The sequence below is a fragment of the Pseudoalteromonas sp. OFAV1 genome, assembly GCF_021532595.1.
Taxonomy (GTDB): Bacteria; Pseudomonadota; Gammaproteobacteria; order Enterobacterales; family Alteromonadaceae; genus Pseudoalteromonas; species Pseudoalteromonas lipolytica_C.
This window is the reverse complement of record NZ_JAKGBG010000017.1, coordinates 1-23,956: the sequence shown is the minus strand read 5'-3', so window position 1 is coordinate 23,956 and position 23,956 is coordinate 1. Positions and strand designations below refer to the sequence as shown.

Sequence of the window (23,956 nt, the reverse complement as noted above, 5' to 3'; positions counted from 1 at the left end):
TTGTTAATCAAAAAAAAGAGCGCCTAATGGCGCTCTTTGTCTCTCTCATTTAGTATTTATGCTTCAAAGCCCATAAGTGTAATAACTCATTGGCAATGGTCGCTGCGGCAATCGCCGTTAACTCACTTTGGTCATAAGATGGTGATACTTCAACCACATCCATACCGACCATATTAATGCCCTTCAATGCACGAAGTACCTTAAGTACTTTATCGCTAGTTAAGCCACCACACACTGGTGTGCCAGTACCCGGCGCGAATGCGGGATCAAGACAGTCAATATCAAAGGTGAGATACACAGGTAAGTCACCGACGCGCGCTTTAATTTGCTCTGCAATATCTTGCGCTGGCAAATCATTAGCAGCCATTGCATCAATCACTGCAAACTCATGCTTGCTCTGATCAAAGTCAGTACGAATACCGATTTGAATGCTGTGATCAACATCTATGAGACCTTCCATCGGTGCATGATAAAACATAGTACCGTGATCATAACGTGAACCATTGCTGTAAGTATCGGTGTGGGCATCAAAGTGAACTAATGCCATTTTACCGTGCTGTTTAGCATGAGCACGTAGTAGTGGCAAAGTCACAAAGTGATCGCCACCTAGGCCCAATAATGTTTTACCTTGACGAAGAATTTGCTCGGCCGCTAATTCTAACTGCGCGGTAAAATATTCTGGGTCGCCTACTGGGTAAGTAAAATCACCGGCATCAGCTAATTTTAAGCGCTCAAATAATGGGAACGTCCAAGGATACTTGGTTTCTTCCCATGCAAGGTGCACTGAAGCACGACGAATTGCATCAGGGCCTAAACGTGCACCTGGGCGACCTGAGGTCGCTAAGTCAAATGGTAAACCTAGCACCACCACATCGGCATCGATTGCAGTGATGTTTTGCACCATCGGCTGACGTAAAAACGTCATGCCGTTTGAGTACAACGAATGATCTGTGTGGTCAAACAATGTCGACATTGCTTATAACTCTTCTAAATAAGTGTAACCGTTTAAGCCAGTTTGCAGCTCATCTAATACGCTTTGCTGCTCAGTTTCTGGCAATTTAGCTGCCACCAGCTGGGCATAAGACTGCTGGAAGCTTTCTACATCTAAATGCACGTAACGCATCATGTCAGCAACGGTATCACCTTCGTTAATCTCGGTGATTTGCGCCTGACCTTGTTCATCCATTTTTATGATTGCACTGTGCGTGTCGCCAAATAAGTTGTGCATATCACCTAAAATTTCTTGATATGCACCTACTAAGAAAAAGCCCATTAAATAAGGTTTTTCTTCGCTAAATGCAGGTACTGGCAATGTGCTTTCAATACCTTGACCGTCTACATAGTGCTCCATAGCACCGTCTGAGTCACAGGTAATATCAAGTAACACAGCACGCTTTTGTGGTGCTTCTGTTAAACCACTTAAAGGCAGAACCGGAAACACTTGGTCAATACCCCATGCATCCGGTAATGACTGGAACAATGAAAAGTTCACAAAAAACTTATCTGCTAAACGCGCATTTAATTCATCAATAATCGGGCGATGAAAACGGTTTTTGTTATCCATGTGTTTGTTAAGCTCATAACAGACACGTAAGTTAACTTGCTCCGCCCATGCTCGCTCAGTTAAATCTAATAAACCAAGTGCAAACTGATTATGTGCCTCAGCTAAATCGCCTTGACTATCATGATAGATTTCGATTAATGCACGGTCATCATTGTCATCACTTAACTGCTGCCATGATGTCCACATATTTTTTAATAATAGTGGTGCATCAGCGGCTGGCGCTTGAATGTCTTCTGGTACATAGCTTTCGGTGCCAATAACATTTGAAATCAATACGGCATGGTGCGCTGTTAATGCACGACCTGACTCAGAAATAATGCGCGGCATTGGCTGCTCATATAACTTACAGGTGTCACCAATGGTATATACGATGTTATTAGCATATTCACTTAGGCTGTAGTTCATTGAGTTATGAGACTGGCTACGAGTGCCGTCGTAATCAACCGCTAAACCGCCGCCCACATCTAAGCAATCAATTTGTGCACCTAACTTGCGTAACTCGCAGTAAAAACGCGCAGCTTCGCTCACACCTAAACGCACATCACGGATGTTTGCCATTTGCGAACCTAGGTGAAAGTGTACAAGTTGGATCAAATCGAGTTGATCAGATGCTTTTAAGCGATTAACCACGCTCAATACTTGCGATGCTGATAAACCAAATTTTGATTTTTCGCCACCGCTTGCTTGCCATTTACCTTTACCTTGCGATGCTAAACGTACGCGAATACCAATACGTGGTTTTACATTTAACTCTTTTGCTTGGCTAAGCACCATATCAAGTTCAGATAGTTTCTCGAGTACAATGTAAACCTTATGGCCTAGCTTTTCGCCAATCAGTGCTAAACGAATGTATTCTTGGTCTTTGTAGCCATTACATACAATCACCGCACTGGTTTTTTCAGCCATTGCTAATACGGTTAATAGCTCAGGCTTACTGCCCGCCTCTAAGCCCAATTGTTTCTTTTCAATATCAGCTTGGCTTGCAACAATTTCTTCAACAACTTCGCGTTGTTGATTTACTTTAATTGGGTAAACAAGCAAATAATCTTTCGGGTAACCATAGTTCTCAATTGCTGTATTAAATGCCTGACACAAGCTATGTACTCGATGATGTAAAATTTGTGGAAAACGAACCAACGCAGGCAAGCTTAAGCCTTTGTCTTGTAATTGCTGTGCGATATCGATTAGTGCAATGGTTTGCTCTGGGGCATGGGCCTTTGGCGCAACATACACATCACCTTGATCATTAATACCAAAGAAACCTTGGCTCCAATGACGAACATTGTAACTCGTGCGAGCTTGTTCTAGTGATGTTGTTTCTTTCATCTATCTTTCTCTTTATTTTAGTAATGCCAAAATTGGCAAGCGGTAATTGCGCGCATTAAAAGAAAAATAGTGATTCAAGTCCAACAAGAATTTTTACTCGTAACGAGTGATTTTTGATGTGAAAAATTAATCGTTTATCGACTAATAATTTTAAAGTCTAAACAGACAGTTAAACAGTGGTGCTTAAGGGATAACTTTGTTTATTTCATCTGCTTTAGTAGAGCTTGAGCCAAGCTGCCGCCATGCCTCATACTGCTCATTATTTACCCAGGTAATCCCTATATATTCCTGCCAATGTTGAAAATCTTTCGAGCGATACCTTTCAAGCCCACAACCACCTGCTGCAAACGCTGTTCGACAAAGCTTTACTGTAAGGTATGTGCCATCATAGCTAAGTTGTGTTCGTTCTTCAGAACAGTAACTCATAAGGCGAGTAGGAAATGTAACAATGACTCTGGAGGTTATCTTGCCAGCATCATTAAAAACACCACTAAGAGACTGGCATGAGTTTAAGTAAAACTCGGCGTTATCAATAATAAGGTCGGGTTGTTTGTTTTGTAGCTGTTCAGGTATTGTGTGTTTTTTATCACACGCAATGAGCAGCAAAGCTATAAAAAGCCACATGACCTGCAAGGATTGTTTAGTAATAACGTTAACCTCACAAAAACAAAGCTTTAAATAGCTCTTACAATTACTGATTAAGTCCCAGTTCCATAAATAAACTTTGCGGGCTGTCAGTGTAGTTGCCAAATGGACCACAACGATGAAAGCCTAAATTTTCGTACAAACTAATTGATTCAGTTTGCTTAGGACCCGTTTCAAGACGAATTAGCGGGATTTGTTGTTCACCAGCATGATGCAATAAGATTTGCATAATTCGGCGAGACAAACCTTTACCTCGATAACTAGGTTTCACATATAGGCGACGGATTTCACCGTATGGTGGGTTGCCTTCTTGCATCACAATCGCTCCGCAGGCAACAATACCATCTTCATTTTTCAAACCTATGGCGTAAACATTAGGCTCAGCCAACTCTTCAACACTTAATGATTGAGCTGTAGCTACGGGGTATAAAGAGTTAATGAGTCGGTCTATATCAGCAAACACGTTTACTACTTCTGGATCATCTGGATTTAAATCGACTAACTGCATAAAACTCCCATTTTTATATGTCGTTTTTGTTAATGATGTTAATAATAGTATCGGATATTAGTGTGATCCTCTACTGTTGTTTTCATTATTCGTTTTTATAGGTACTATCAGACAGTCATGGTATCGCTTAGTTCATCCCGATGTAACTGAAAATACGTTCAAATGATAAAAAACAACGTTTAACGTGAGTAGCCTTGCGGGTTGCCTAGCAGGTTAGTTGTAACTAAAAATCAATGTTCCGTAAATTAAGTTTACATTAGAATTTTTCGCTAACTTAAGACATTAATACCAGTGAGGCGGTATTGCTTAATATCTAAACAATTCACTTCACAATGATTTGTTAACAAACTAACTCACCTTAACCTCTTAAATTAATCAGTATGCCTGCTTGCTACAATTTTGCTCAATAAACACTTTGTTACGGAAAAAGACTGTTCAAACATATTGAAAACCCTATACTGCAAACAAGAAGAAATAAGATGAGGTTATCTCGTGCAGTTTACTCAAGGTATGGAATACTTCTTTTCTGGCTTTAAACTAATTAGCCAAAAGGGGTTAAAACGTTTTGTACTTATTCCTTTATTAATCAATATCCTGCTTTTTGGTAGTTCGCTGTTCTTTTTGTACGGCTGGCTAACTGATGGCTTTGCTTACATGAACTCATTGCTACCAGAATGGCTGAGCTGGCTTGAATGGTTAATGTGGCCGATTGCTGTGCTTGTCATTTTATTTAGTTACAGCATGCTCTTTACCGTTATTACGAACTTTATTGCAGCCCCATTCAACGGCTTGCTCAGTGAAAAAGTCGAACTTTACCTGACAGGTCAAAAAGTCAACGATGATGGTCTGCTTGATACAATGAAAGATGTGCCACGCATGCTAGGCCGAGAATGGACAAAACTTTGCTATTACCTGCCGCGCGCTATAGGCTTTTTTATTCTACTATGGATTTTACCTGTGATTGGGCAAGTTTTATGGGTGCTATTCACCTGTTGGATGTATGCTATCCAATACGAAGATTATGCCTTTGATAACCATAAAATTAGTTTTAATGCCATGAAAGATGACTTAAAACAAAAGCAAACCTTATCATATGGCTTTGGTTTAGCAGTGATGCTCTTAACAGCAATCCCCATTGTAAACCTTATTGTTATGCCGGTTGCTGTATGTGGTGGAACCCGGTTATGGGTTGAAAATTACCGCAGTAAATACCGCTCATAACTTTAACCACGTTAAGCTGATTTCAAATAAAAAAGGCCAATCGAATTGCGATTGGCCTTTTTTAATTTCAAATTGATGTTAACTGTAGAGGCTTTGTGGCACCTTAGTTACATTTAAATGAACGGTCACTTCTTCACGATCATGATATAAATGTTTTGCTTGTAACTCGTAACTTACACCGTACTTTTCAAGCTCTTCTTTAATCATTTTTAAGCATTCATAGACACTGTCAAAACGCTTCTTCATCGGCAGCTTTAAGTTGAAAATCAGCTCGCGGGCATAAGCATTTACTGCCCAGTCAATCATAAGATTCGTTACTTTAGCTGGCTTTTCTACCATGTCGCACACTAACCAGTCGATATTGCGCTTTTCAGGGCGATATTTAAAACCATCGACTCTAAAGTGTTTAACCTGCCCTGTTTCCATTAAATCATCATTCATTGGACCATTATCGATAGCGCTAACAAACATTCCACGGCGTACTAGCTGATAAGTCCAACCTCCTGGGCACGCACCTAGGTCAACACCACGCATGCCTGGTTGCATGCGCTCTTCAGCTTCATGAGGTGGAATGAATACATTAAATGCTTCATCTAATTTAAGTGTAGAGCGGCTCGGTGCATCACTTGGCATGCGTAATCGCGGAATACCCATAAAAAATGGCGAATTATTAAATGTATACGAATACCCCACATAAGCGCTGTTATTAGCTAAAAATAACACATGCATGACTGGTTTTTTCTGGGCAAGTTCACGTGTAACCTTTGCACGTTTTTCAAGCGACTTTTTAAGTGGTGTAGAAATCTTTTTGCAGAACTTAGAAAGCTCTTTACCTTCGTTGGTGTCGGGTGTTTCTACACGTAAGTCACCACACTCAGGAAAGTCAACGGTTGCATCAGCAATGGCACTAACGCGGTCTTCAAGTGGCATATTATCCACTAACGTGCCCGTAAACCACTGGCGGGCAAATACCATATTTTTAAAATCTACTTTTTTTATGATCTCATCGCCGTGGCTTGCATCAAAACATTCGTACACAACAATCCCTGTATTTGGTTTTGTTTTTACGTACCCCGCAAAACCTTGCTCGGCAGCCTGAAAAGTAATTTCAGCAGCGGCATCATTTTCAAAACCACTTCGGCAATAAATAACTACACTCGACATAGATACCCCTTAAAACTTATATCGTGCGGCTTGAACTAACAAAATAGCCCAACCAATAATAAAACAAACGCCGCCAATTGGGGTGATAGGCCCAAGCCATTTCATGCCCGTTAATGCGAGTAAATACAAACTACCGCTAAATAACACAGTACCTGCAATAAAAAAACCACCAGCCCAAGTCAGGTTCATTCCCCACTTAATTAAGATAGCAATCGCTATAAGCGCAAGACCATGCACCATTTGATATTCAGCAGCGGTTTTAAAAATACCAATTGCGTATTCTGATACGCGACTTTTTAAACCATGAGCAGCAAATGCGCCTAGTATTACAGAGAACATACAAAATATACTGCCTGTCATTAAATACAGTTTTATCATTTTTTCTCTCCAATTAAATTAGCCATAAACTGCACAGCGTAATCCGCAGCCTGCTGTATGTTTTCTTGTTCTGTAATACCACTTTTTTTACGAGGTTTTAGTGAATGGTCACCATCTCTTAGCCATTTGATTTCTGGCGGGTTAACCATTTCAAGCTCAGCAAGCTCTTGTTGATTACCAAACGTATCGCGTTCACCTTGTAGGACTAAAAATGGGCATGGCATATCAACAAAATGTTCTATGCGAAGTTTTTCAGGTTTACCCGGTGGGTGAAAAGGATAACCAAAAGCCACAACACCAGCAATATTAGCCAAACCCTGCTCAGTACAAAGCATAGAAGCCATACGCCCGCCCATCGATTTGCCGCCAATAAATAGCGGCAACTCTGGCTGATGCTCAGCTAAAACTTCGGCAAAATATGCAAGCAGCTTAGGTGCGCGATCAGGAGGTCTGCGCTTACCTGTCTCTTTAGCAATTTGCATATACTGAAAATCAAACAACGCCACATCAATATTTTGCTGACTAATCAATTTAGCCATTGTTTGCATAAATTCGGAGTCGCTACCTGCCCCTGCGCCGTGGGCAAATATAAATTGTGCACGCGCCTTACCCGCTGCACTTTTAAACCACTGTAACATGTTAATACTCTTGTTCTTGCTCTACTAAGCTCAGCATCCAGTCTTTGAAGGAAACAATTTTACCAAGCTCTGTTTGTGATTCGCGGATCACTAAATAGTAAGCATTTTTACTTTCTAATGAGTGATTAAATGGAATGACGAGTCGACCCGCATCAATATCGGGCTTTGCTAATACGCTATTACCAATAGCGACACCCTGCCCATGTACCGCAGCTTGCAGCACCATAGACGAGTGACTAAAAATTGGCCCTTGGTTAACTTGCACATTTCGTACGCCAGCTGTTTTCATCCAGGTTTTCCAGTTTTTACGGGTCGTATCATGCAATAAGGTATGATTCGCCAAATCACTCGGTTGATTAAGCGGTTTTGGGCCTGTTAACAATAATGGGCTACATAACGGCACTAAGTATTCAGTGTGCAGTTTATAAGTTTGCACCCCACTCCAGTGGCCACGACCATAGTAAATAGCAATATCGACATCGTCAGAAAGTGAATTTTCGTCCTGATCTTGCGCTTTAATTCGCACGTCGATTTCTGGGTGTAATTCATTAAATAAACTAAGTCTGGGTACTAACCATTGAATCGCAAAACTTGGCGTTAAACTTACTGTCAGAGAACCTTTCGCACCTCGTGCTAGCAATTTCTCTGTGGCATCAATCAACTGGGTAAAAATCTCTTTAATATCCAGAAAGTAACCTTGCCCTTCTTCGGTTAACAGCAACGAGCGATTTTTACGTAAAAACAGTTTTAAGCCTAGATGCTCTTCTAAGGTTTTAATCTGGTGACTCACCGCAGCTTGCGTGACATACAACTCCTCAGCCGCTTTGGTAAAGCTCAGATGACGAGCAGCAGCTTCGAAGGCTTTAAGCGCATTTAAGGGAGGTAAACGACGAGACATAAACACCAAGCTTTGAATTAGTTTTTCTTATGCATCGATTATAGCGACACAAATAAAAAAAGGCGACCTTGGTCGCCTTTTTCGTACTTAAATACTTATATCATTATAAATCGCTTGCGCTGGTATCGAGTGGTGCAAAGCTCTTAACTAAGTCATCAACCGCTTTCATTTGCGATAAATAACCTTCAAGCTTACTTAGTGCTAAAGCACATGGGCCGTCACATTTTGCTTCACTCGGATTAGGATGCGCTTCAATAAATAAACCTGCAATACCTAATGCCATGCCACTGCGAGCAAGTTCTGCAGCTTGTGCACGGCGACCATCTGCAGAGTCAGCTCGGCCTCCAGGGCGCTGTAGTGCGTGCGTTGCATCAAAAATTACTGGCGCCATAGGCTTCATGTCATCCATACCAAGCATATCAACCACAAGGTTGTTATAACCAAAGCTAGTACCACGCTCACACAGTGCAACATTGTTGTTGCCCGCTTCATTAAACTTTTTAATGATATGACGCATTTCGTGCGGTGCTAAAAACTGTGGTTTTTTCACGTTGATGATGGCACCTGTTTTTGCCATCGCTACAACTAAGTCAGTTTGTCGAGCTAGGAATGCAGGTAACTGAATTACATCAACAACTTCAGCAACTGGTGCTGCTTGATGTGGCTCATGTACGTCGGTGATAAGCGGCACGTTAAAAGTAGATTTAATTTCTTCAAAGATTTTTAAACCTTCTTCCATACCCGGACCACGGTATGAGTTAATTGAAGAGCGATTAGCTTTATCAAAAGACGCTTTAAACACGTATGGAATGTTTAGCTTTGACGTTACTTCTACGTAATGTTCAGCAATACGCATTGCTAAATCACGTGATTCAAGTACGTTCATACCACCAAACAAAACAAATGGTTTGTCGTTGGCTAATTCAATCTCGTTAATTTTAATTAACTGGTTGTTCATTTCTATTCCTTAGGGTGCAACAGCTTGTAGCATTAATCCACAAATATAAGCCATGTAAGTACCTACACCATAGCCCAAAACAGCAAGTAATACACCTACTGGCGCAAGTGACGGATGGAATGCTGATGCAACAACGGGTGCTGATGCTGCGCCACCTACATTTGCTTGAGAGCCTACTGCCATATAAAACAGTGGTGCTTTAATTAGTTTCGCGACAATAAGCATTAAGCTTGCATGGGTAATCATCCAAATCACACCCAGTACAAAATACATTGGTGAGTCAAAAATCGCGGTAATATTCATGTGTAAGCCAATTGAAGCAACAAGGATATATAAAAAGCTTGATGCTACTTTTGAAGCGCCAAAAGCTTCAATATGACGAACTTTAGTAAACGATAAACTAATACCAATTGTGGTTGAGATAACGATTAACCAAAAGAATTTACTGTTTAAACTATACTCTTGCGCCCAAGGGAAGTTAGCGCCAAAAAACGGACCTAAAAAATCGGCACAAAAGTGCGCAAGGCCAGTAATACCAAAGGCAATAGCAATGATCGTCATGTAATCATTTAAGGTTGGCATACGTGCATGCTCTGCGTGATATTTCTCTACACGCTCTTTAAGCTCTTCAATCGCACGGGTATCTGCGCCCGTTTTTGCATCAATCGCTTTATGATTTGCAGCCATTAATAGCAATACGGCCATCCATAAGTTTGCCACAATCACATCAACGGTAACCATTGCAGAGAAGATGTCGCCGCCTACTTCAAACATTTCTTTCATTGAAGCTTGGTTTGCACCACCGCCAATCCAACTACCAGCAATGGTTGTCATACCGCGCCAAACCGCATCAGGGCCATGACCGCCAACGGCCTCTGGGTAAACTGCACTCATCACTAAAATAGCAAGCGGTCCGCCAATAACAATACCCATAGTACCCGTTAAGAACATAATTAGTGCTTTTGGACCAAGATTAAGAATTGCCTTCAAATCAATACTAATAGTAAGCAATATCAAGCAAGCTGGCAGTAAATAACGTGATGCCACAAAATAAACATTTGAAGAGTGGCCATCAACAATACCAAAGGTGTTGAGTAACGAAGGTAAAAAATAACAAAGTAGTAATGCGGGTACATACTTATAAAATTTTTGGCAGGCAGCATTATTACTGTGAGAGGTTTTAAAAATAAACCCCAAAATAACGGCAAGCAAACCAAGTACGACTGCGTCATTGGTAATTAGCGCACTGTGGGCGTCAGTCATAAATGTTCCTTTAAATTAGTGGTGTGTATTATTATTGTCTTCTATTTCAGCAATTTGGTGCTGAATTATTTCAATAGCAGGATCATCTGGGCATTCATTCACAAAATACTGAAGATCATCTCTTGCCATTTTTGGGCAATCTAACTGATTAAGAAGATAACCCCGATCACGACGCTCATAAGGGTCATCCCCTAATAATTCCATGAGCATCTCTACACAATGAAGTGCATGACCAAATTTACTTTCGCTGATAAACGACCATTTTTGTTGAGCTAGGTAAAGCTTATATAGCTCTTCATCAAATACTAGCTCCAGCGGCTCTTGTTCATCACCATTTTCTTCGCACGCGTTTTCTGGGGTAATATACCAACTTTGTTGGCCTGTACTAGGCTCAATTAAGTAGCCCTCTTCATCACTTATACCTACATGTACATGCACTTCTCCTTGACTCAAGGTAACACTCGCGTCAAGTTCAGCATGCTGTATTAAGTGGCAAAGTAAAATAGCCAACGTTGTTTGTGTGCCACTACGCATAGTAATCGTATAGCGAAAACTATTTAATGTATATTCAGGGACTTTTAAACTAGAAACACTAAATAACCAGTGTTGATAAAACGTATCGAGTAATTTATCAAGACGTTCGTGCGGCTCTTTTATTTCAGAACAAAAAGTAGCTACCGTGTCTTCAAGTTGATTTAGTGTCTCGTAGCAAGCCGATAAATCTACTTGCGGATCCCACTTTAATTCAGCATCAATACAACGATAAAGCACTTTAGATGAATATGCATCGAAGGCTTCATCTTGATAGGATTCATTTTGATCTTCAAACCAAGGAATGGTCATTTATACTGCAACATCTATTTCAAAAAAGAGCAGCTAGTTTACCTACTTTTGACCTAAGTTACCAATACTGAGCGATGAGATACAAAAAAGCGGTACGATGGCGACGCCATCAAAATACCGCTTAGAGATTCTTACAGAAGAAGTGCTGTTTTAGCAGAAGCTAAATAGCCAATTGCTAATAAGATGACTGTGGTGATTGCAAGTAAAGCGACTTTCATACCCTGTGCGCTTTGTTTTGCTGCCACAACGCCAAGTACAATGTAAAGGATCACTAGAATGATCTTTTCTAATAACCACGATTGCTCTAGAGGGTTAAAGCCCGCCATAACAATTAATGCAACGGCTGATACAAGTAATAAAGTGTCGATACTATGACTACCAATAAACACCACTTTATTTTTTGCTAAAGCGCCCGTCTTTAAACGTGAAAAAGAGCGAACATAAAATAATACTATACTCAACACGGCAAATAACATGTGAGTATGCTTTACTGCTAAATAATCCATACGACCCTAAACTTGTTTTAATTAATCTGGATAACGTACAAGTACGTCTTCTAATTCTTGAACGCGTTCATTAAACACATCGATCAACTTGGGATCAAATTGTTTACCCTTTTGTGCGTTTATTTCTTTTATAACATCATCAAGCGACCAAGGCTCTTTATAGCAGCGCTTATGACGAAGTGCATCATACACATCAGCAAGCGCAACAATTCGGCCAGCTATAGGAATATCTTGCCCTTTTAAACCTTTTGGATACCCTGCACCATCCCAGCGCTCGTGATGCGATAAAGCAATAGTAGCTCCAACGTTAACAATTTCTCGTTTAGAGTCTTTCAAAATACTATGGCCTTTTTCAGCATGCTGCTTCATCACAGACCATTCATCATCTGTCAGTGGTCCAGGTTTGTTTAATATAGAATCTGGGATACCTACTTTACCAACATCATGAAGTGGCGCAGCAAGGCGAATTAACTCTGCTTCTCGTTTGTCTAAGCCATAGCCTATCGCCAGCTCATAACAAATATGCGATACACGTTTTACGTGGTTGCCTGTTTCTGTTGAGCGTTGTTCGAGTGCTTCGCTTAGCCTAAACACTAGCTCTTGTTGTGTTGCTTCTATTTCTGATTGTAGTTGCACATTTTCGTAGGCTAACTGTACATTTTGCGAAAAAATTTCGATTAGATGGCGCTGTGTGTCGGTAAGGTGTTTTGGAATACCTGATATAAATAACATTGAGTTATGATTGAACTCACTGCAACAATAGGCAAACAAGTAGTTTTCTCGATAAACAATGGTTTTTTCTTTTAAAGCTTGTTGGCAGGCTTGCAGTTGCTCATCATTAAGCACATCTTCAATCGCCTTACCCTCACTGCGTTCAAACTCACCACTGCCCGAAAACACCACTAGCTTCTTTTGGTTATCCTGCGGGTTACTAGCCACTAAACTTGTTGAATACATTGCTTGGTCAACCGTACCGAGCAAAGAAGTAAGCTGCTGCATTACACCTTCGATGAAGCTCTCAAGTGAGTGAGTAGAAAAAATATCGCGTGATGCTTTAATGATTTTTTCAAGACCCAAGCGTGACTGCTCAATCGATAAAATGTCTCGATACGACCGTAAACTCGACATCACTACCGTAAACAGCTTTTGTGCTGTTAATTCTGTTTTCGACTTATAATCGTTGATATCAAAATTGACTATTACTTGTCGCTCTGGGGCTTGGCCCGGTTGACCTGTTCTTAGGATGATTCGGATATGATTGTTTTTAGCAGTTTCACGGATAAATTTAGCAACCTTTAAGCCGGCATCATCCGTTTCCATAACAACATCAAGTAACACAATTGCCGCATCAGGATGCTCTTGTATAACTTGCTTTGCCTCTTCCCCAGAATAAGCACTTATAAATTCAAGACGCTTGTCTTGAAATTCGAAGTCACTCAACGCAAGCTTTGTTACGGCGTGTACTTCTGGCTCATCATCAACCACGATGACTTTCCAACTACCTTGGAGCACTTCATTTACTTCATCAAGTGCTTCATCCGAAAACAAAAAATCATCCATTATAAGGGATCCTCAAAGGCTATGTACGCACAAGCCTTTTTGTTATTATTTAGGCCATTGTGCAAGTGTTACACGGTCATTACCGCCAAGATCTTTAATTGTAAGTATATGGCTATACGACATTTGTGCAAAAAAATCTTGAACTTTTGCCCGTTGCTGGTAGCCATGTTCAATTAAAAGATAGCCATTTGTTGCTAAATAGTCACGCGCCATAGTAATTATTTGTTTGATGTCAGCCATCCCGTCATCATCTGCGACTAATGCAGATAAAGGTTCAAAACGCACATCTCCACGGCTCAAATGGTCATCATCATGTTCAATATACGGCGGATTGCTGACAATTAGGTCAAACTTTTCTTTTTTAACTGCACTAAACCAATTACTCAATGCAAAATGAGCATTGTGAATGTTTAGTCGTTGTTTATTTTCTTCAGCTAGTGCGACTGCATCAGCAACCCTATCGACTCCAGTAACCTGCCAAGTTGGCATTTCGCTGGCTAGCGCAAGGGCAATAGCCCCTGTCCCTGTGCCTAAATCAAGCACCTTAGCACCTGCTGGTAATTCTAAACCTAAAGCATATTCAACTAAGGTTTCGGTATCAGGTCTTGGGATCAAGGTTGTTGGATTGACCTTTAAAGGAAGGCTCCAGAATTCACGAAAGCCAACAATATGAGCAACTGGCTCGCCGTTTAAGCGGCGCTGGCATGCTTGTTCAAAAGCAAGTTGTTGCTGTTCGGTAAGTTGTTTTTCTGGCCAAGTGAATAAATAACTGCGGGGTTTATCAAGAATGGATAATAACAATACTTGCGCGTCAAGCTTGGCGCTGTCACTGCTAGGCGTTAATAACGCCGTCGCAGTAACAAGTGCTTGTTCTATGCTTTGCGGCACGATTATTCATCGCCCATCGCAGCAAGTAAGTCAGCTTGGTGTTCTTGCATTAGTGGCTCAATGACACAGCCTAAATCACCTGCAACCACTTCATTTAAACGATAAAGTGTTAAGTTAATGCGGTGATCTGTAATACGACCTTGTGGGTAGTTGTAAGTACGGATACGCTCAGAGCGGTCACCACTGCCCACTAAGTTACGACGTTCTGACGCCTCAGCCGCTTGACGCTTTTCATCTTCAGCTTGTTGTAAACGTGCACCAAGTACAGACATCGCTTTAGCACGGTTTTTATGCTGTGAACGTTCATCCTGACACTCTACAACCACACCTGTAGGAATGTGAGTAATACGAATTGCTGAATCTGTTTTATTTACGTGCTGACCACCAGCACCCGATGCACGGAACGTATCGACTTTAATATCTGCAGGGTTAATCTCAATTGCTTCTGCTTCAGGAATTTCAGCCATCACTGCCACGGTACAAGCAGATGTATGAACACGACCTTGCGATTCAGTCTCTGGTACACGTTGAACACGGTGAGCACCCGATTCAAACTTCAGCTGACCATACACGCCTTCACCAGAGATGTGCGCGATGACTTCTTTATAACCGCCATGTTCACCTTCGTTAGTACTTACTACTTCAACTTTCCACTTTTTAGTTTCTGCGTAGCGGCTGTACATACGGAATAAATCACCGGCGAAAATAGCAGCTTCATCACCACCGGTACCAGCACGAACCTCTAAATAGACATTATTATTGTCTTTCGGGTCTTTTGGTAACATCAGAATTTGGATTTCGTCTTCTAATTCGGTAATTTGTGCTTTTGCTTCTTTATATTCTTCTTGCGCCATTTCACGCATGTCAGGATCAGAGTCTTTTAGCATCTCTTCAGCCGTAGCAACATCATCTTGCGCTTGTTGATAGGCTAAAAACGCTTTTACGATTTCTTCTAATTCTGAATATTCTTTAGATAAGGCACGAAAGCGATTTTGGTCGCTGATCACAGAGGGGTCGCTTAGCAGCGCTTGCACTTCCTCATAACGCTCAACTAAGGTTTCTAATTTTCTATAAACAGACTCTTTCATTTAACGACTATTCCTGATCAATACCTAACATTTTCTTTAATTGGCTTAACTCGGCTGCTTCACCTTTTTTAGCAGCATCTTGAATGGCACGGGTAGGTGCGTGCATCAAGCGGTTGGTCAGTTTATTTGCCAACTCGAGTATAACTTTTTCTGCCTCTTTGCCTGCTTGCAGCTGACTGAGGGCTTTTTCGACAAGTTCTGACTTTATATCTTGTACATCGTTGCGATAATGGCGAATCAAATCCACCGAATCGAGTGAACGCAACCACATAGCAAATTCATCGGTACGAGAGCGAATAATGGTTTGCGCTTGTTCGGCGGCCTGCTCTCGGGCGGCGATATTCTCGCTTACTATGGCTTGTAAGTCATCAACTGAATACAAATAGGCGGCATCTAATTCGCCTACTTGACTCTCGATATCGCGTGGCACTGCAATATCTATAAATAACATTGGTTTATGGCGACGCTTTTTTAGCGCTTGCTCTACCACCCCTTTACCAATAATAGGTAAGGTACTAGCCGTTGAACTAATTACGATGTCCGCATCATGAAGGCGCTCAGGTAGCTGGGCAAGTGCAATCACATCTGCGTTGACATCGCTGGCAAGGGTCTTAGCACGTTCAATAGTTCTGTTGGCAACAGTAATTTTTTGCGGATTATTTTGGTACAAATGTTTAGCAACCAACTCTATTGTTTCACCAGCACCAATAAGCAGTACATTGGTTTTATCTAACTTGCCATATATGTGCTTTGCTAAATTAACCGCTGCGTAGGCAACCGAAACAGCGCTGGCACCGATATCGGTTTCAGTACGAACCTGCTTTGCTACCGAAAAGGTTTTTTGAAACAAGCGATCGAATGTCACACCGATTGCATCGTGAGTCTTTGCATTGTGATAGGCTTGTTTTATTTGCCCTAAAATTTGTGGCTCACCAAGCACCAGCGAATCTAAACCACAAGATACTCGCATTAAATGATTAATGGCTTCGGTACCTTCGTGATAATAGATGTTGTTGCTCAGTTCTTGTTCATCCAAACCGTGGAAACTGGCTAACCAGTGCAACAAGGTTTGGGAATTACGCTCGGCAAGGCTACAATAGATTTCAGTTCGGTTGCAGGTCGAAACAATGACCGCTTCATTGAAATGCGCATGGCCACTTAATTGTTGTAACGCCTCAGACATTTGCTCAGGCGAAAACGCAACTTTTTCGCGTAATTCTACGGATGCGGTTTTGTGATTTATACCAAGTGCTACGATGGTCATATGTACCAAATATTGCTAAGCCCAGCTGTAAAGGCATTAATTTTACCAAAAATCAGCGGAATATGGAAAGTAAGGAACGACATTTGATTAAACAATATTTGATTTTATTCATATTTTTTTTATTTATCAGCGGTTGTGCGCAAAAAATTTCAACGGTTGATTACATTTACCCTGATTGGAAAACCCGCCTAGACCAACAGACTCAGTGGCAAGTACAAGGTAAAATGGCGTTTATCAGCACCGAGCAACGCCAATCAGCCAATTTAAATTGGCAACATGATGAACGCAACAGTGACATGGTTCTAACTAGCTTTATTGGCACACGCATTCTGTCGTTACAGCAAAACCCTCAAGGTGCTGTTTTAGAGTATGATGGCGACACCTACACAGATCAGGATGCATCTAGACTACTTTACCGGTTAACAGGCTTTTCAATTCCATTAGATAATGCCGCAAAATGGCTAAAAGGTACTGCACAGAATGAGCAAGCATCATTCGATGAACAAGGTCGTTTAAAAACACTGCTTTGGCAAGCAGAGAATGGCCAACAATGGCAGATTACCTATGCAAATTACCGCAAGCAAGATGGTTATTGGTTGCCAGAAAAACTGACTTTAAAAAATCAACATATTCGTATTAAAATTCAACTTAATGATTGGCAGTTACATTAATCATGACACACATTTTAAAGCCCCCTTTCACATTAATCGCACCCGCTAAACTAAACCTATTTTTGCATATTAATGGTCGTCGCGATGATGGCTACCATGAGCTTGAAACCTTATTTACCTTTTTAGAATTTGGTGATGACTTAACATTTACAGTGACCCATGAACCCGATATCAATGTCATTGGCGATACAAACGGCATTACTTTAACAGACAACCTTATATATAAGGCAGCTCGTTTATTACAGCAGCATTGTGGTTGCCAACAAGGTGCGACTATCGAGCTATTAAAACGTTTACCGATGGGCGGTGGTGTTGGTGGCGGTTCATCCGATGCGGCTACGACCCTACTTGCTCTCAATAAGTTGTGGGAGTGCGATTTATCGCTCGAAGAATTAGCTAAACTTGGGGTGACGCTTGGAGCCGATGTACCAGTGTTTATAAATGGCCACACAGCAATTGCTCATGGTATTGGCGAGCAGCTAGAAAATGTAGAATTACCGCAAAGTTGGTTTTGTGTAATACATCCTGGGGAGCATGTCAGCACCGCGAAAATTTTTACCCATCCTGATTTAAAACGTGACACACCCAAGTTAAAAGTAGACTGGCAAACGGAAAATTTAGGCAATGATTGTGAGCCTTTGGTTAAAAAGCTCTGCCCCGAGGTTGAAAAAGTCCTGCAGTGGTTGCTAAAATACGCCCCGTCAAAGATGACTGGTACGGGCGCTTGTTGCTTTGCTGAGTTTTCAACCCAGGCACAAGCACAACAAGTTTTAGCTCAGTTACCAGATAAATGGACAGGTTTTGTTGCAAGTAGTGCTACACTTTCACCTGCTCATAAAGCATTAAATGCTCACTTTGCTATGAAGTAACGTACAAGTAAATGTTAACCTGCTTTGGTGTCTACCATAGCCTGTTAGTCCCAAAATTCAGTGCCTGAGGAACCCTACCGTGCCTGACATGAAGCTCTTCGCTGGTAACGCAACACCTGAGCTAGCTCAAAAAGTTGCAAAACGTTTGTATATTGAATTAGGCGATGCTGTTGTTGGCCGTTTTAGTGACGGTGAGATCAGTGTTCAAATTAATGAAAATGTTCGTGGTTCTGACGTTTTCATCATTCAATCAACCTGTAACCCTACTAACGATAACTTAATGGAGCTTATCGTTATGGTTGATGCCCTTCGTCGTGCATCTGCTGGTCGTATCACAGCAGTTATTCCATACTTTGGTTATTCACGTCAAGACCGCCGTGTGCGCTCTGCTCGTGTGCCAATTACTGCTAAAGTTGTTGCAGACTTCCTTTCTAGTGTTGGTGTTGACCGCGTATTGACGGTTGATTTACACGCTGAACAAATTCAAGGTTTCTTCGACGTACCAGTTGATAACGTATTCGGTAGCCCAGTGCTATTAGAAGATATGAAAGAACGCGACTTCGATGACGTTGTTGTTGTTTCTCCAGATATCGGTGGTGTTGTTCGTGCTCGTGCTATTGCGAAGCTATTAAATGACACTGACCTAGCTATTATCGACAAGCGCCGCCCACAAGCAAACGTTTCACAAGTAATGCACATTATTGGTGACGTTGAAGGCCGCGACTGTATCATCGTTGATGACATGATCGATACCGGTGGTACATTATGTAAAGCCGCTGCTGCTCTTAAAGAGCATGGTGCTAAACGTGTATTTGCGTATGCAACTCACCCTGTGCTTTCAGGTAATGCCGCTGAAAACATCCGTAACTCAGTAATTGACGAAGTGATTGTAACTGACTCAATTACCTTATCTGATGAGCTTAAAGCAATTGATAAAATCAAAGTGCTTACGCTTGCAGATATGCTTGCTGAAACAATTCGTCGTATCAGCAATGAAGAATCTATCTCAGCGATGTTTGAACACTAATCAACAACGCGAAGATATTCAAAAAGCACCGTCTAGGTGCTTTTTTTGTAGTCGTTATTTATTTTCCCCGAAAGGGGTGGTATGATAGCGCGCCTTTTGGCTGGGGACCTTGGTCGCAAAGGCCCTAAGACTATTAATTATTGGAGACATTATGTCAACTTATACATACAATGCAGAATTACGTACAGAAACAGGTACTGGTGCGAGCCGCCGCCTACGCCGTGAAGATAAAGTTCCTGCAATCCTTTACGGTGCTGACAAAGAAGCTGCATCTATCGTTCTTGCACACAAAGATATGATCAAAGCGCAAGAAGACGAAGGTTTCTACACGCACATCCTTACTTTAAACATCGGTGGCGAGTCAGTTGAAGCTATCCTTAAAGATATTCAACGTCACCCATTCAAGCCTAAGATCACTCACTTAGACTTCCAACGTGTAGATGCTTCTCACAAACTTCACACTAAAGTGCCAGTACACTTCATCGGTGAAGAGAAAGTAACTAAAGCAGGTAACACTGTTGTTCACCAATTAACTGAAATCGAAATCACGTGTCTTCCTAAGTCACTTCCTGAGTTCGTTGAAGTTGACGTTGCAGGCTTAGTAGCTGGTGATTCAATCCACCTTTCTGACCTTAAACTACCAGCAGGTGTTACATCTGTTGAGCTAGCTAAAGGCGCAGACCACGATCAGTCAATTGTTACTGTTAAAGCTAACAAAGCTGCTCCTGCTGAAGACGAAGCTTCAGAAGACGCTGCAGAATAATTTTTAAGGTGTCAACACCTTGAATTCTATTCAAATGCTTGTGGGCCTGGCTAATCCAGGCCCCGAATACGCAAACACACGCCATAATGCAGGTGCCTGGTTCATCGAAGAACTTGCTGCACGTTATAACTGCACACTCAAACACGATCCTAAATATCATGGCCTAACAGGCAAAGTGATCATTCAAGGCCAAGAATTTAAATTACTGATCCCTACTACTTATATGAATTTAAGCGGTAAGGCGGTGAGTAGTCTCGCTAATTTCTTTAAAATTCCTGTCGAAAATATCCTCGTCGCACATGACGAAATGGATCTCGAACCCGGGATTGCTAAACTAAAAAAAGGTGGCGGTCATGGCGGCCACAATGGTTTAAAAGACATTATCGCGAAAATGGCAAACCAAAAAGATTTCATGCGCCTTCGTATTGGCATTGGTCATCCTGGTCACCGTGAAATGGTTACGGGCTGGGTACTGGGTAAAGCCGCGAAAGAAGACCAAGAAAAAATGGATGCCGCAGTTGACGAAGCAGTTCGTTGTATGGAAATTCTTGCAAAAGATGGTGTGTTAAAAGCACAAAACAGACTACATTCATTTAAACCTTAAATCGTTTATTTGAAATTACACAAGGTATCTTACTATGGGTTTTAAATGTGGCATCGTTGGTTTGCCAAATGTTGGTAAATCAACACTATTTAATGCACTAACTAAAGCGGGTATTGAAGCCGCTAACTTCCCTTTCTGTACCATTGAGCCAAACACTGGCGTGGTTCCGGTTCCTGATGCACGCTTAAATGCGTTAGCTGCTATTGTAAATCCTCAGCGTATTTTACCAACAACGATGGAATTCGTTGATATTGCAGGTCTAGTAAAAGGCGCATCTAAAGGTGAAGGTTTAGGTAATCAGTTCCTTGCAAACATTCGTGAAACTGACGCGATTGGCCATGTTGTTCGTTGCTTTGAAGATGAGAACATCGTACACGTAGCAGGCACTATTGACCCTGCAGATGATATTGATGTTATTAATACTGAGTTAGTATTAGCCGATATGGATAGTGCCGATAAAGCACTTGTTCGTAACGCTAAAAAGGCAAAAGGCGGCGATAAAGACGCTAAAGAGCAAAATGCAGTACTTGAAAAAGTAAAAGCACACCTTGATGAAGGTTTAACTCTTCGTTCATTAGAGTTAACAAAAGAAGAAAAAGCAGCAATTAAGCCACTTAACTTCTTAACGATTAAACCGACTATGTACATTGCAAACGTTGCTGAAGATGGTTTTGAAAATAATCCATACCTAGACAAAGTTCGTGAAATCGCTGCTGCAGAAGATGCCGTTGTGATCCCAGTTTGTGCGGCTATCGAATCTGAGCTGTCTGAGCTTGAAGAAGAAGACAAGTTAGAGTTTATGGCTGACCTAGGTTTAGAAGAGCCTGGTCTTAACTTAGTGATCCGTGGTGGTTACGAGTTACTTAAATTACAAACTTACTTCACCGCTGGTGTAAAAGAAGTACGTGCATGGACAATTCCAGTAGGTGCAACTGCGCCTCAAGCTGCAGGTAAAATTCACACTGACTTTGAGCGTGGCTTCATCCGAGCACAAACTATCGCTTTTGATGATTATATCGAGTACAAAGGTGAAAGCGGTGCAAAAGAAGCAGGTAAAATGCGCCAAGAAGGTAAAGAGTACATTGTTAAAGACGGCGATGTAATGAACTTCTTATTCAATGTATAAGCTGCTTCGCTGATAAAATTTTAAAAGGCTCGTTACTACGAGCCTTTTTTATTGCTTATCATCTTTTAAACTTGCTACTAACCACCATATCATTTGCCAGTCCTAGCTATTTGCTAGATTTAACCGTCTATTCCAAGCAATGGACGCTTATCACGAACTTGGCAAATTGGTATTAGCACCGATACAGCCAAACATAATTTGACAAAGGATTAAGGATATTAGTGCTGGATTGTTCCGCTGTTAGTTGATTTACTACCAAACCACGTCTTTACTTAAAGAAACAAAGATCGAAATCGAGTGCTCTTTTAGCTGCAATCACTTTAAGAAATAAGTTCTTTTGTTGTTTTTAACAAGCAAACATCCTATAAAAAGAAATTATCTATTTTTGTTGCTTGATTTTTGTTTGAAAATCAAGCAACTTAAAATCAGTATTTAAACAGTTACAAAACACATTGCAGTTTTAAATTGGTAAATAGCAGTCAAAAAAACAGCAATTCAAATGAAATTTAGCCACTTAGCTTAATTTTAATGCAAACAAACACTGATAAGCGTTTTTTTGCAAAAAAGGTGTTGACGGATTTAGGTCATATCAGCATAATACGCCCCGCACTCAGCGATGAAGTGCTAACAAAAAAGATGGCTAAGTAGCTCAGTTGGTTAGAGCACATCACTCATAATGATGGGGTCACAGGTTCAAATCCCGTCTTAGCCACCATTCTTTCTTGTTGCTCAATGAAGAGTTTAAAATAACTACCAGTACTTTTAGTACGAATGATGCGGGAGTGGCGGAATTGGCCGATGTCTTGATTAAGACGCTGGATTTAGGTTCCATTACTATAGACTTGCATCACACTATGTGCGGGAGTGGCGGAATTGGTAGACGCGCTGGATTTAGGTTCCAGTAACTTCGGTTGTGAGAGTTCAAGTCTCTCCTTCCGCACCATGTTCTTGATAAGAACTAAAACTATCAAGCTTTTGTTGGGATATCGCCAAGCGGTAAGGCAGCAGGTTTTGATCCTGCCATTCCCAGGTTCAAATCCTGGTATCCCAGCCACGATGGCTAAGTAGCTCAGTTGGTTAGAGCACATCACTCATAATGATGGGGTCACAGGTTCAAATCCCGTCTTAGCCACCATTCTTTCTTTAGAATGGCTCTGCAGGAGTTTAAGCTGCACTCAATGAAGAGTTTAAAATAACTACCAGTACTTTTAGTACGAATGATGCGGGAGTGGCGGAATTGGTAGACGCGCTGGATTTAGGTTCCAGTAACTTCGGTTGTGAGAGTTCAAGTCTCTCCTTCCGCACCATGTTCTTGATAAGAACTCAAACTATCAAATTATTCTTTGTTGGGATATCGCCAAGCGGTAAGGCAGCAGGTTTTGATCCTGCCATTCCCAGGTTCAAATCCTGGTATCCCAGCCACTTTCTTAAAGTGACGAAGAATGCTCAATGAAGAGCTTAAAATAACTACCAGTACATTTAGTACAAATGATGCGGGAGTGGCGGAATTGGTAGACGCGCTGGATTTAGGTTCCAGTAACTTCGGTTGTGAGAGTTCAAGTCTCTCCTTCCGCACCATGTTCTTGATAAGAACTCAAACTATCAAATTATTCTTTGTTGGGATATCGCCAAGCGGTAAGGCAGCAGGTTTTGATCCTGCCATTCCCAGGTTCAAATCCTGGTATCCCAGCCACTTTCTCTACCAAGAGAGTGAATAAGAAAACTCAAGCTAAGAGTTTAAATTAGCAAACCCTTTGATGCGGGAGCGGCGGAATTGGCTGGTGTCTTGATTAGACGCTGGATTTAGGTTCCATTACTATACACTTGCATCACACTATGTGCGGGAGTGGCGGAATTGGTAGACGCGCTGGATTTAGGTTCCAGTAACTTCGGTTGTGAGAGTTCAAGTCTCTCCTTCCGCACCATGTTCTTAAGTAGAACTAAAACTCTTCAAGTTTAGCGTTGGGATATCGCCAAGCGGTAAGGCAGCAGGTTTTGATCCTGCCATTCCCAGGTTCAAATCCTGGTATCCCAGCCAACTTACTTCCCTTTTCTAATTTCTAATTTCTAATTTCTAATTTCTAATTTCTAATTTCTAATTTCTAATTTCTAATTTCTAATTTCTAATTTCTAATTTCTAATTTCTAATTTCTAATTTCTAATTTCTAATTTCTAATTTCTAAT

The 23,956-nt window shown here is 41.2% G+C and carries 23 protein-coding genes and 10 tRNA genes; 17 read left to right on the top strand and 16 right to left on the bottom strand.

The annotated features are described in order from the left end of the window. Positions 1-49: 49 nt before the first annotated feature. From speB to L1267_RS11380, 4 genes are all read right to left on the bottom strand, one after another. Complete coding sequence (gene speB / locus L1267_RS11395) at positions 50-973, bottom strand: agmatinase (protein WP_063706052.1); 924 nt, start codon at positions 971-973, stop codon at positions 50-52. Positions 974-976: 3 nt separating this feature from the next. Then, positions 977-2,890, bottom strand: coding sequence for a biosynthetic arginine decarboxylase (speA, locus tag L1267_RS11390; protein ID WP_130151368.1), 1,914 nt, complete (start codon positions 2,888-2,890; stop codon positions 977-979). A gap of 183 nt (positions 2,891-3,073) precedes the next feature. Continuing rightward, positions 3,074-3,514 carry a hypothetical protein gene (locus tag L1267_RS11385; protein ID WP_138557641.1) on the bottom strand — a complete coding sequence of 147 codons (441 nt, stop codon included), beginning with the start codon at positions 3,512-3,514 and terminating at the stop codon, positions 3,074-3,076. A gap of 67 nt (positions 3,515-3,581) precedes the next feature. Further along, complete coding sequence (locus L1267_RS11380; RefSeq protein ID WP_135924151.1) at positions 3,582-4,043, bottom strand: GNAT family N-acetyltransferase; 462 nt, start codon at positions 4,041-4,043, stop codon at positions 3,582-3,584. Positions 4,044-4,553: 510 nt separating this feature from the next. Between L1267_RS11380 and cysZ the strand changes: the two genes are divergently transcribed. Continuing rightward, positions 4,554-5,264 carry a sulfate transporter CysZ gene (gene cysZ, locus L1267_RS11375; RefSeq protein ID WP_199525844.1) on the top strand — a complete coding sequence of 237 codons (711 nt, stop codon included), beginning with the start codon at positions 4,554-4,556 and terminating at the stop codon, positions 5,262-5,264. A gap of 78 nt (positions 5,265-5,342) precedes the next feature. On the opposite strand, the gene rlmM is transcribed toward cysZ, so the two are convergent. From rlmM to hemA, 12 genes are all read right to left on the bottom strand, one after another. Continuing rightward, the gene (gene rlmM / locus L1267_RS11370; RefSeq protein ID WP_135924149.1) at positions 5,343-6,428 is read right to left on the bottom strand and encodes a 23S rRNA (cytidine(2498)-2'-O)-methyltransferase RlmM; all 1,086 of its coding nucleotides are present in this window, start codon (positions 6,426-6,428) and stop codon (positions 5,343-5,345) included. Between the two features lie 9 nt (positions 6,429-6,437). Further along, a complete protein-coding gene (locus L1267_RS11365) occupies positions 6,438-6,806 on the bottom strand; it encodes a DUF423 domain-containing protein (protein ID WP_168246725.1) in 369 nt (122 codons plus the stop codon). After that, positions 6,803-7,444: an alpha/beta family hydrolase gene (locus L1267_RS11360; RefSeq protein WP_235382896.1), complete on the bottom strand. Its 642-nt coding sequence runs from the start codon at positions 7,442-7,444 to the stop codon at positions 6,803-6,805. Before L1267_RS11360 ends, L1267_RS11365 begins: the two co-directional genes overlap by 4 nt. A 1-nt stretch (position 7,445) precedes the next feature. Beyond that, positions 7,446-8,342: a transcriptional regulator GcvA gene (locus L1267_RS11355; protein ID WP_063706073.1), complete on the bottom strand. Its 897-nt coding sequence runs from the start codon at positions 8,340-8,342 to the stop codon at positions 7,446-7,448. Positions 8,343-8,445: 103 nt separating this feature from the next. After that, positions 8,446-9,300, bottom strand: coding sequence for a 3-deoxy-8-phosphooctulonate synthase (gene kdsA / locus L1267_RS11350; protein ID WP_235382895.1), 855 nt, complete (start codon positions 9,298-9,300; stop codon positions 8,446-8,448). 9 nt (positions 9,301-9,309) lie between these two features. After that, complete coding sequence (locus L1267_RS11345; protein ID WP_135924147.1) at positions 9,310-10,563, bottom strand: DUF819 family protein; 1,254 nt, start codon at positions 10,561-10,563, stop codon at positions 9,310-9,312. A 15-nt stretch (positions 10,564-10,578) separates the two neighbouring features. Continuing rightward, on the bottom strand, positions 10,579-11,406 hold the full coding sequence (locus tag L1267_RS11340; protein WP_135924146.1) for a tetratricopeptide repeat protein: 828 nt from the start codon (positions 11,404-11,406) through the stop codon (positions 10,579-10,581). A gap of 131 nt (positions 11,407-11,537) precedes the next feature. After that, positions 11,538-11,912 carry a SirB2 family protein gene (locus tag L1267_RS11335; RefSeq protein WP_135924145.1) on the bottom strand — a complete coding sequence of 125 codons (375 nt, stop codon included), beginning with the start codon at positions 11,910-11,912 and terminating at the stop codon, positions 11,538-11,540. Between the two features lie 21 nt (positions 11,913-11,933). Beyond that, positions 11,934-13,472 (bottom strand): DUF3369 domain-containing protein, encoded by a 1,539-nt coding sequence (locus tag L1267_RS11330; protein WP_135924144.1) that lies wholly within the window; start codon positions 13,470-13,472, stop codon positions 11,934-11,936. Positions 13,473-13,517: 45 nt separating this feature from the next. Then, positions 13,518-14,360 carry a peptide chain release factor N(5)-glutamine methyltransferase gene (prmC, locus tag L1267_RS11325; protein ID WP_235382894.1) on the bottom strand — a complete coding sequence of 281 codons (843 nt, stop codon included), beginning with the start codon at positions 14,358-14,360 and terminating at the stop codon, positions 13,518-13,520. A 2-nt stretch (positions 14,361-14,362) separates the two neighbouring features. Then, positions 14,363-15,448 carry a peptide chain release factor 1 gene (prfA, locus tag L1267_RS11320; protein ID WP_135924142.1) on the bottom strand — a complete coding sequence of 362 codons (1,086 nt, stop codon included), beginning with the start codon at positions 15,446-15,448 and terminating at the stop codon, positions 14,363-14,365. Positions 15,449-15,455: 7 nt separating this feature from the next. Further along, the gene (gene hemA, locus L1267_RS11315) at positions 15,456-16,712 is read right to left on the bottom strand and encodes a glutamyl-tRNA reductase (RefSeq protein ID WP_171040414.1); all 1,257 of its coding nucleotides are present in this window, start codon (positions 16,710-16,712) and stop codon (positions 15,456-15,458) included. 83 nt (positions 16,713-16,795) lie between these two features. Between hemA and lolB the strand changes: the two genes are divergently transcribed. From lolB to L1267_RS11235, 16 genes are all read left to right on the top strand, one after another. Next, the gene (gene lolB, locus L1267_RS11310) at positions 16,796-17,383 is read left to right on the top strand and encodes a lipoprotein insertase outer membrane protein LolB (RefSeq protein ID WP_199525830.1); all 588 of its coding nucleotides are present in this window, start codon (positions 16,796-16,798) and stop codon (positions 17,381-17,383) included. 2 nt (positions 17,384-17,385) lie between these two features. Next, a complete protein-coding gene (gene ispE, locus L1267_RS11305; RefSeq protein WP_199525832.1) occupies positions 17,386-18,252 on the top strand; it encodes a 4-(cytidine 5'-diphospho)-2-C-methyl-D-erythritol kinase in 867 nt (288 codons plus the stop codon). A 79-nt stretch (positions 18,253-18,331) separates the two neighbouring features. Continuing rightward, positions 18,332-19,279, top strand: coding sequence for a ribose-phosphate pyrophosphokinase (locus L1267_RS11300; RefSeq protein WP_135924138.1), 948 nt, complete (start codon positions 18,332-18,334; stop codon positions 19,277-19,279). Between the two features lie 151 nt (positions 19,280-19,430). Beyond that, positions 19,431-20,042, top strand: a complete 612-nt coding sequence (locus L1267_RS11295; RefSeq protein WP_135924137.1) for a 50S ribosomal protein L25/general stress protein Ctc — start codon at positions 19,431-19,433, stop codon at positions 20,040-20,042. A gap of 19 nt (positions 20,043-20,061) precedes the next feature. Continuing rightward, positions 20,062-20,646 carry an aminoacyl-tRNA hydrolase gene (gene pth / locus L1267_RS11290; protein WP_135924136.1) on the top strand — a complete coding sequence of 195 codons (585 nt, stop codon included), beginning with the start codon at positions 20,062-20,064 and terminating at the stop codon, positions 20,644-20,646. Positions 20,647-20,680: 34 nt separating this feature from the next. Further along, a complete protein-coding gene (ychF, locus tag L1267_RS11285) occupies positions 20,681-21,772 on the top strand; it encodes a redox-regulated ATPase YchF (protein WP_135924135.1) in 1,092 nt (363 codons plus the stop codon). A 638-nt stretch (positions 21,773-22,410) separates the two neighbouring features. Next, positions 22,411-22,487: transfer RNA gene (locus tag L1267_RS11280), tRNA-Met, on the top strand. Positions 22,488-22,630: 143 nt separating this feature from the next. Further along, a tRNA-Leu gene (locus tag L1267_RS11275) sits at positions 22,631-22,715 on the top strand. Positions 22,716-22,751: 36 nt separating this feature from the next. Beyond that, positions 22,752-22,826 (top strand) — tRNA-Gln (locus L1267_RS11270). Between the two features lie 4 nt (positions 22,827-22,830). Then, positions 22,831-22,907 (top strand) — tRNA-Met (locus tag L1267_RS11265). Between the two features lie 87 nt (positions 22,908-22,994). Then, positions 22,995-23,079: transfer RNA gene (locus L1267_RS11260), tRNA-Leu, on the top strand. A 40-nt stretch (positions 23,080-23,119) separates the two neighbouring features. Next, positions 23,120-23,194, top strand: a tRNA-Gln gene (locus tag L1267_RS11255). 71 nt (positions 23,195-23,265) lie between these two features. After that, positions 23,266-23,350, top strand: a tRNA-Leu gene (locus tag L1267_RS11250). Positions 23,351-23,390: 40 nt separating this feature from the next. Beyond that, positions 23,391-23,465, top strand: a tRNA-Gln gene (locus L1267_RS11245). Between the two features lie 147 nt (positions 23,466-23,612). Further along, positions 23,613-23,697, top strand: a tRNA-Leu gene (locus L1267_RS11240). A gap of 38 nt (positions 23,698-23,735) precedes the next feature. Further along, positions 23,736-23,810, top strand: a tRNA-Gln gene (locus L1267_RS11235). Positions 23,811-23,956 lie beyond the last annotated feature (146 nt).

Coding starts and splice junctions, on each gene's coding strand:
- cysZ (WP_199525844.1), top strand. CDS start 4,554: ATGGAATACTTCTTTTCTGGCTTTAAACTAATTAGCCAAAAGGGGTTA.
- hemA (WP_171040414.1), bottom strand. CDS start 16,712: ATGACCATCGTAGCACTTGGTATAAATCACAAAACCGCATCCGTAGAA.
- L1267_RS11330 (WP_135924144.1), bottom strand. CDS start 13,472: ATGGATGATTTTTTGTTTTCGGATGAAGCACTTGATGAAGTAAATGAA.
- ychF (WP_135924135.1), top strand. CDS start 20,681: ATGGGTTTTAAATGTGGCATCGTTGGTTTGCCAAATGTTGGTAAATCA.
- L1267_RS11360 (WP_235382896.1), bottom strand. CDS start 7,444: ATGTTACAGTGGTTTAAAAGTGCAGCGGGTAAGGCGCGTGCACAATTT.
- speA (WP_130151368.1), bottom strand. CDS start 2,890: ATGAAAGAAACAACATCACTAGAACAAGCTCGCACGAGTTACAATGTT.
- L1267_RS11345 (WP_135924147.1), bottom strand. CDS start 10,563: ATGACTGACGCCCACAGTGCGCTAATTACCAATGACGCAGTCGTACTT.
- L1267_RS11365 (WP_168246725.1), bottom strand. CDS start 6,806: ATGATAAAACTGTATTTAATGACAGGCAGTATATTTTGTATGTTCTCT.
- prfA (WP_135924142.1), bottom strand. CDS start 15,448: ATGAAAGAGTCTGTTTATAGAAAATTAGAAACCTTAGTTGAGCGTTAT.
- L1267_RS11385 (WP_138557641.1), bottom strand. CDS start 3,514: ATGTGGCTTTTTATAGCTTTGCTGCTCATTGCGTGTGATAAAAAACAC.
- kdsA (WP_235382895.1), bottom strand. CDS start 9,300: ATGAACAACCAGTTAATTAAAATTAACGAGATTGAATTAGCCAACGAC.
- L1267_RS11380 (WP_135924151.1), bottom strand. CDS start 4,043: ATGCAGTTAGTCGATTTAAATCCAGATGATCCAGAAGTAGTAAACGTG.
- L1267_RS11295 (WP_135924137.1), top strand. CDS start 19,431: ATGTCAACTTATACATACAATGCAGAATTACGTACAGAAACAGGTACT.
- speB (WP_063706052.1), bottom strand. CDS start 973: ATGTCGACATTGTTTGACCACACAGATCATTCGTTGTACTCAAACGGC.
- L1267_RS11335 (WP_135924145.1), bottom strand. CDS start 11,912: ATGGATTATTTAGCAGTAAAGCATACTCACATGTTATTTGCCGTGTTG.
- L1267_RS11355 (WP_063706073.1), bottom strand. CDS start 8,342: ATGTCTCGTCGTTTACCTCCCTTAAATGCGCTTAAAGCCTTCGAAGCT.
- rlmM (WP_135924149.1), bottom strand. CDS start 6,428: ATGTCGAGTGTAGTTATTTATTGCCGAAGTGGTTTTGAAAATGATGCC.
- L1267_RS11340 (WP_135924146.1), bottom strand. CDS start 11,406: ATGACCATTCCTTGGTTTGAAGATCAAAATGAATCCTATCAAGATGAA.
- ispE (WP_199525832.1), top strand. CDS start 17,386: ATGACACACATTTTAAAGCCCCCTTTCACATTAATCGCACCCGCTAAA.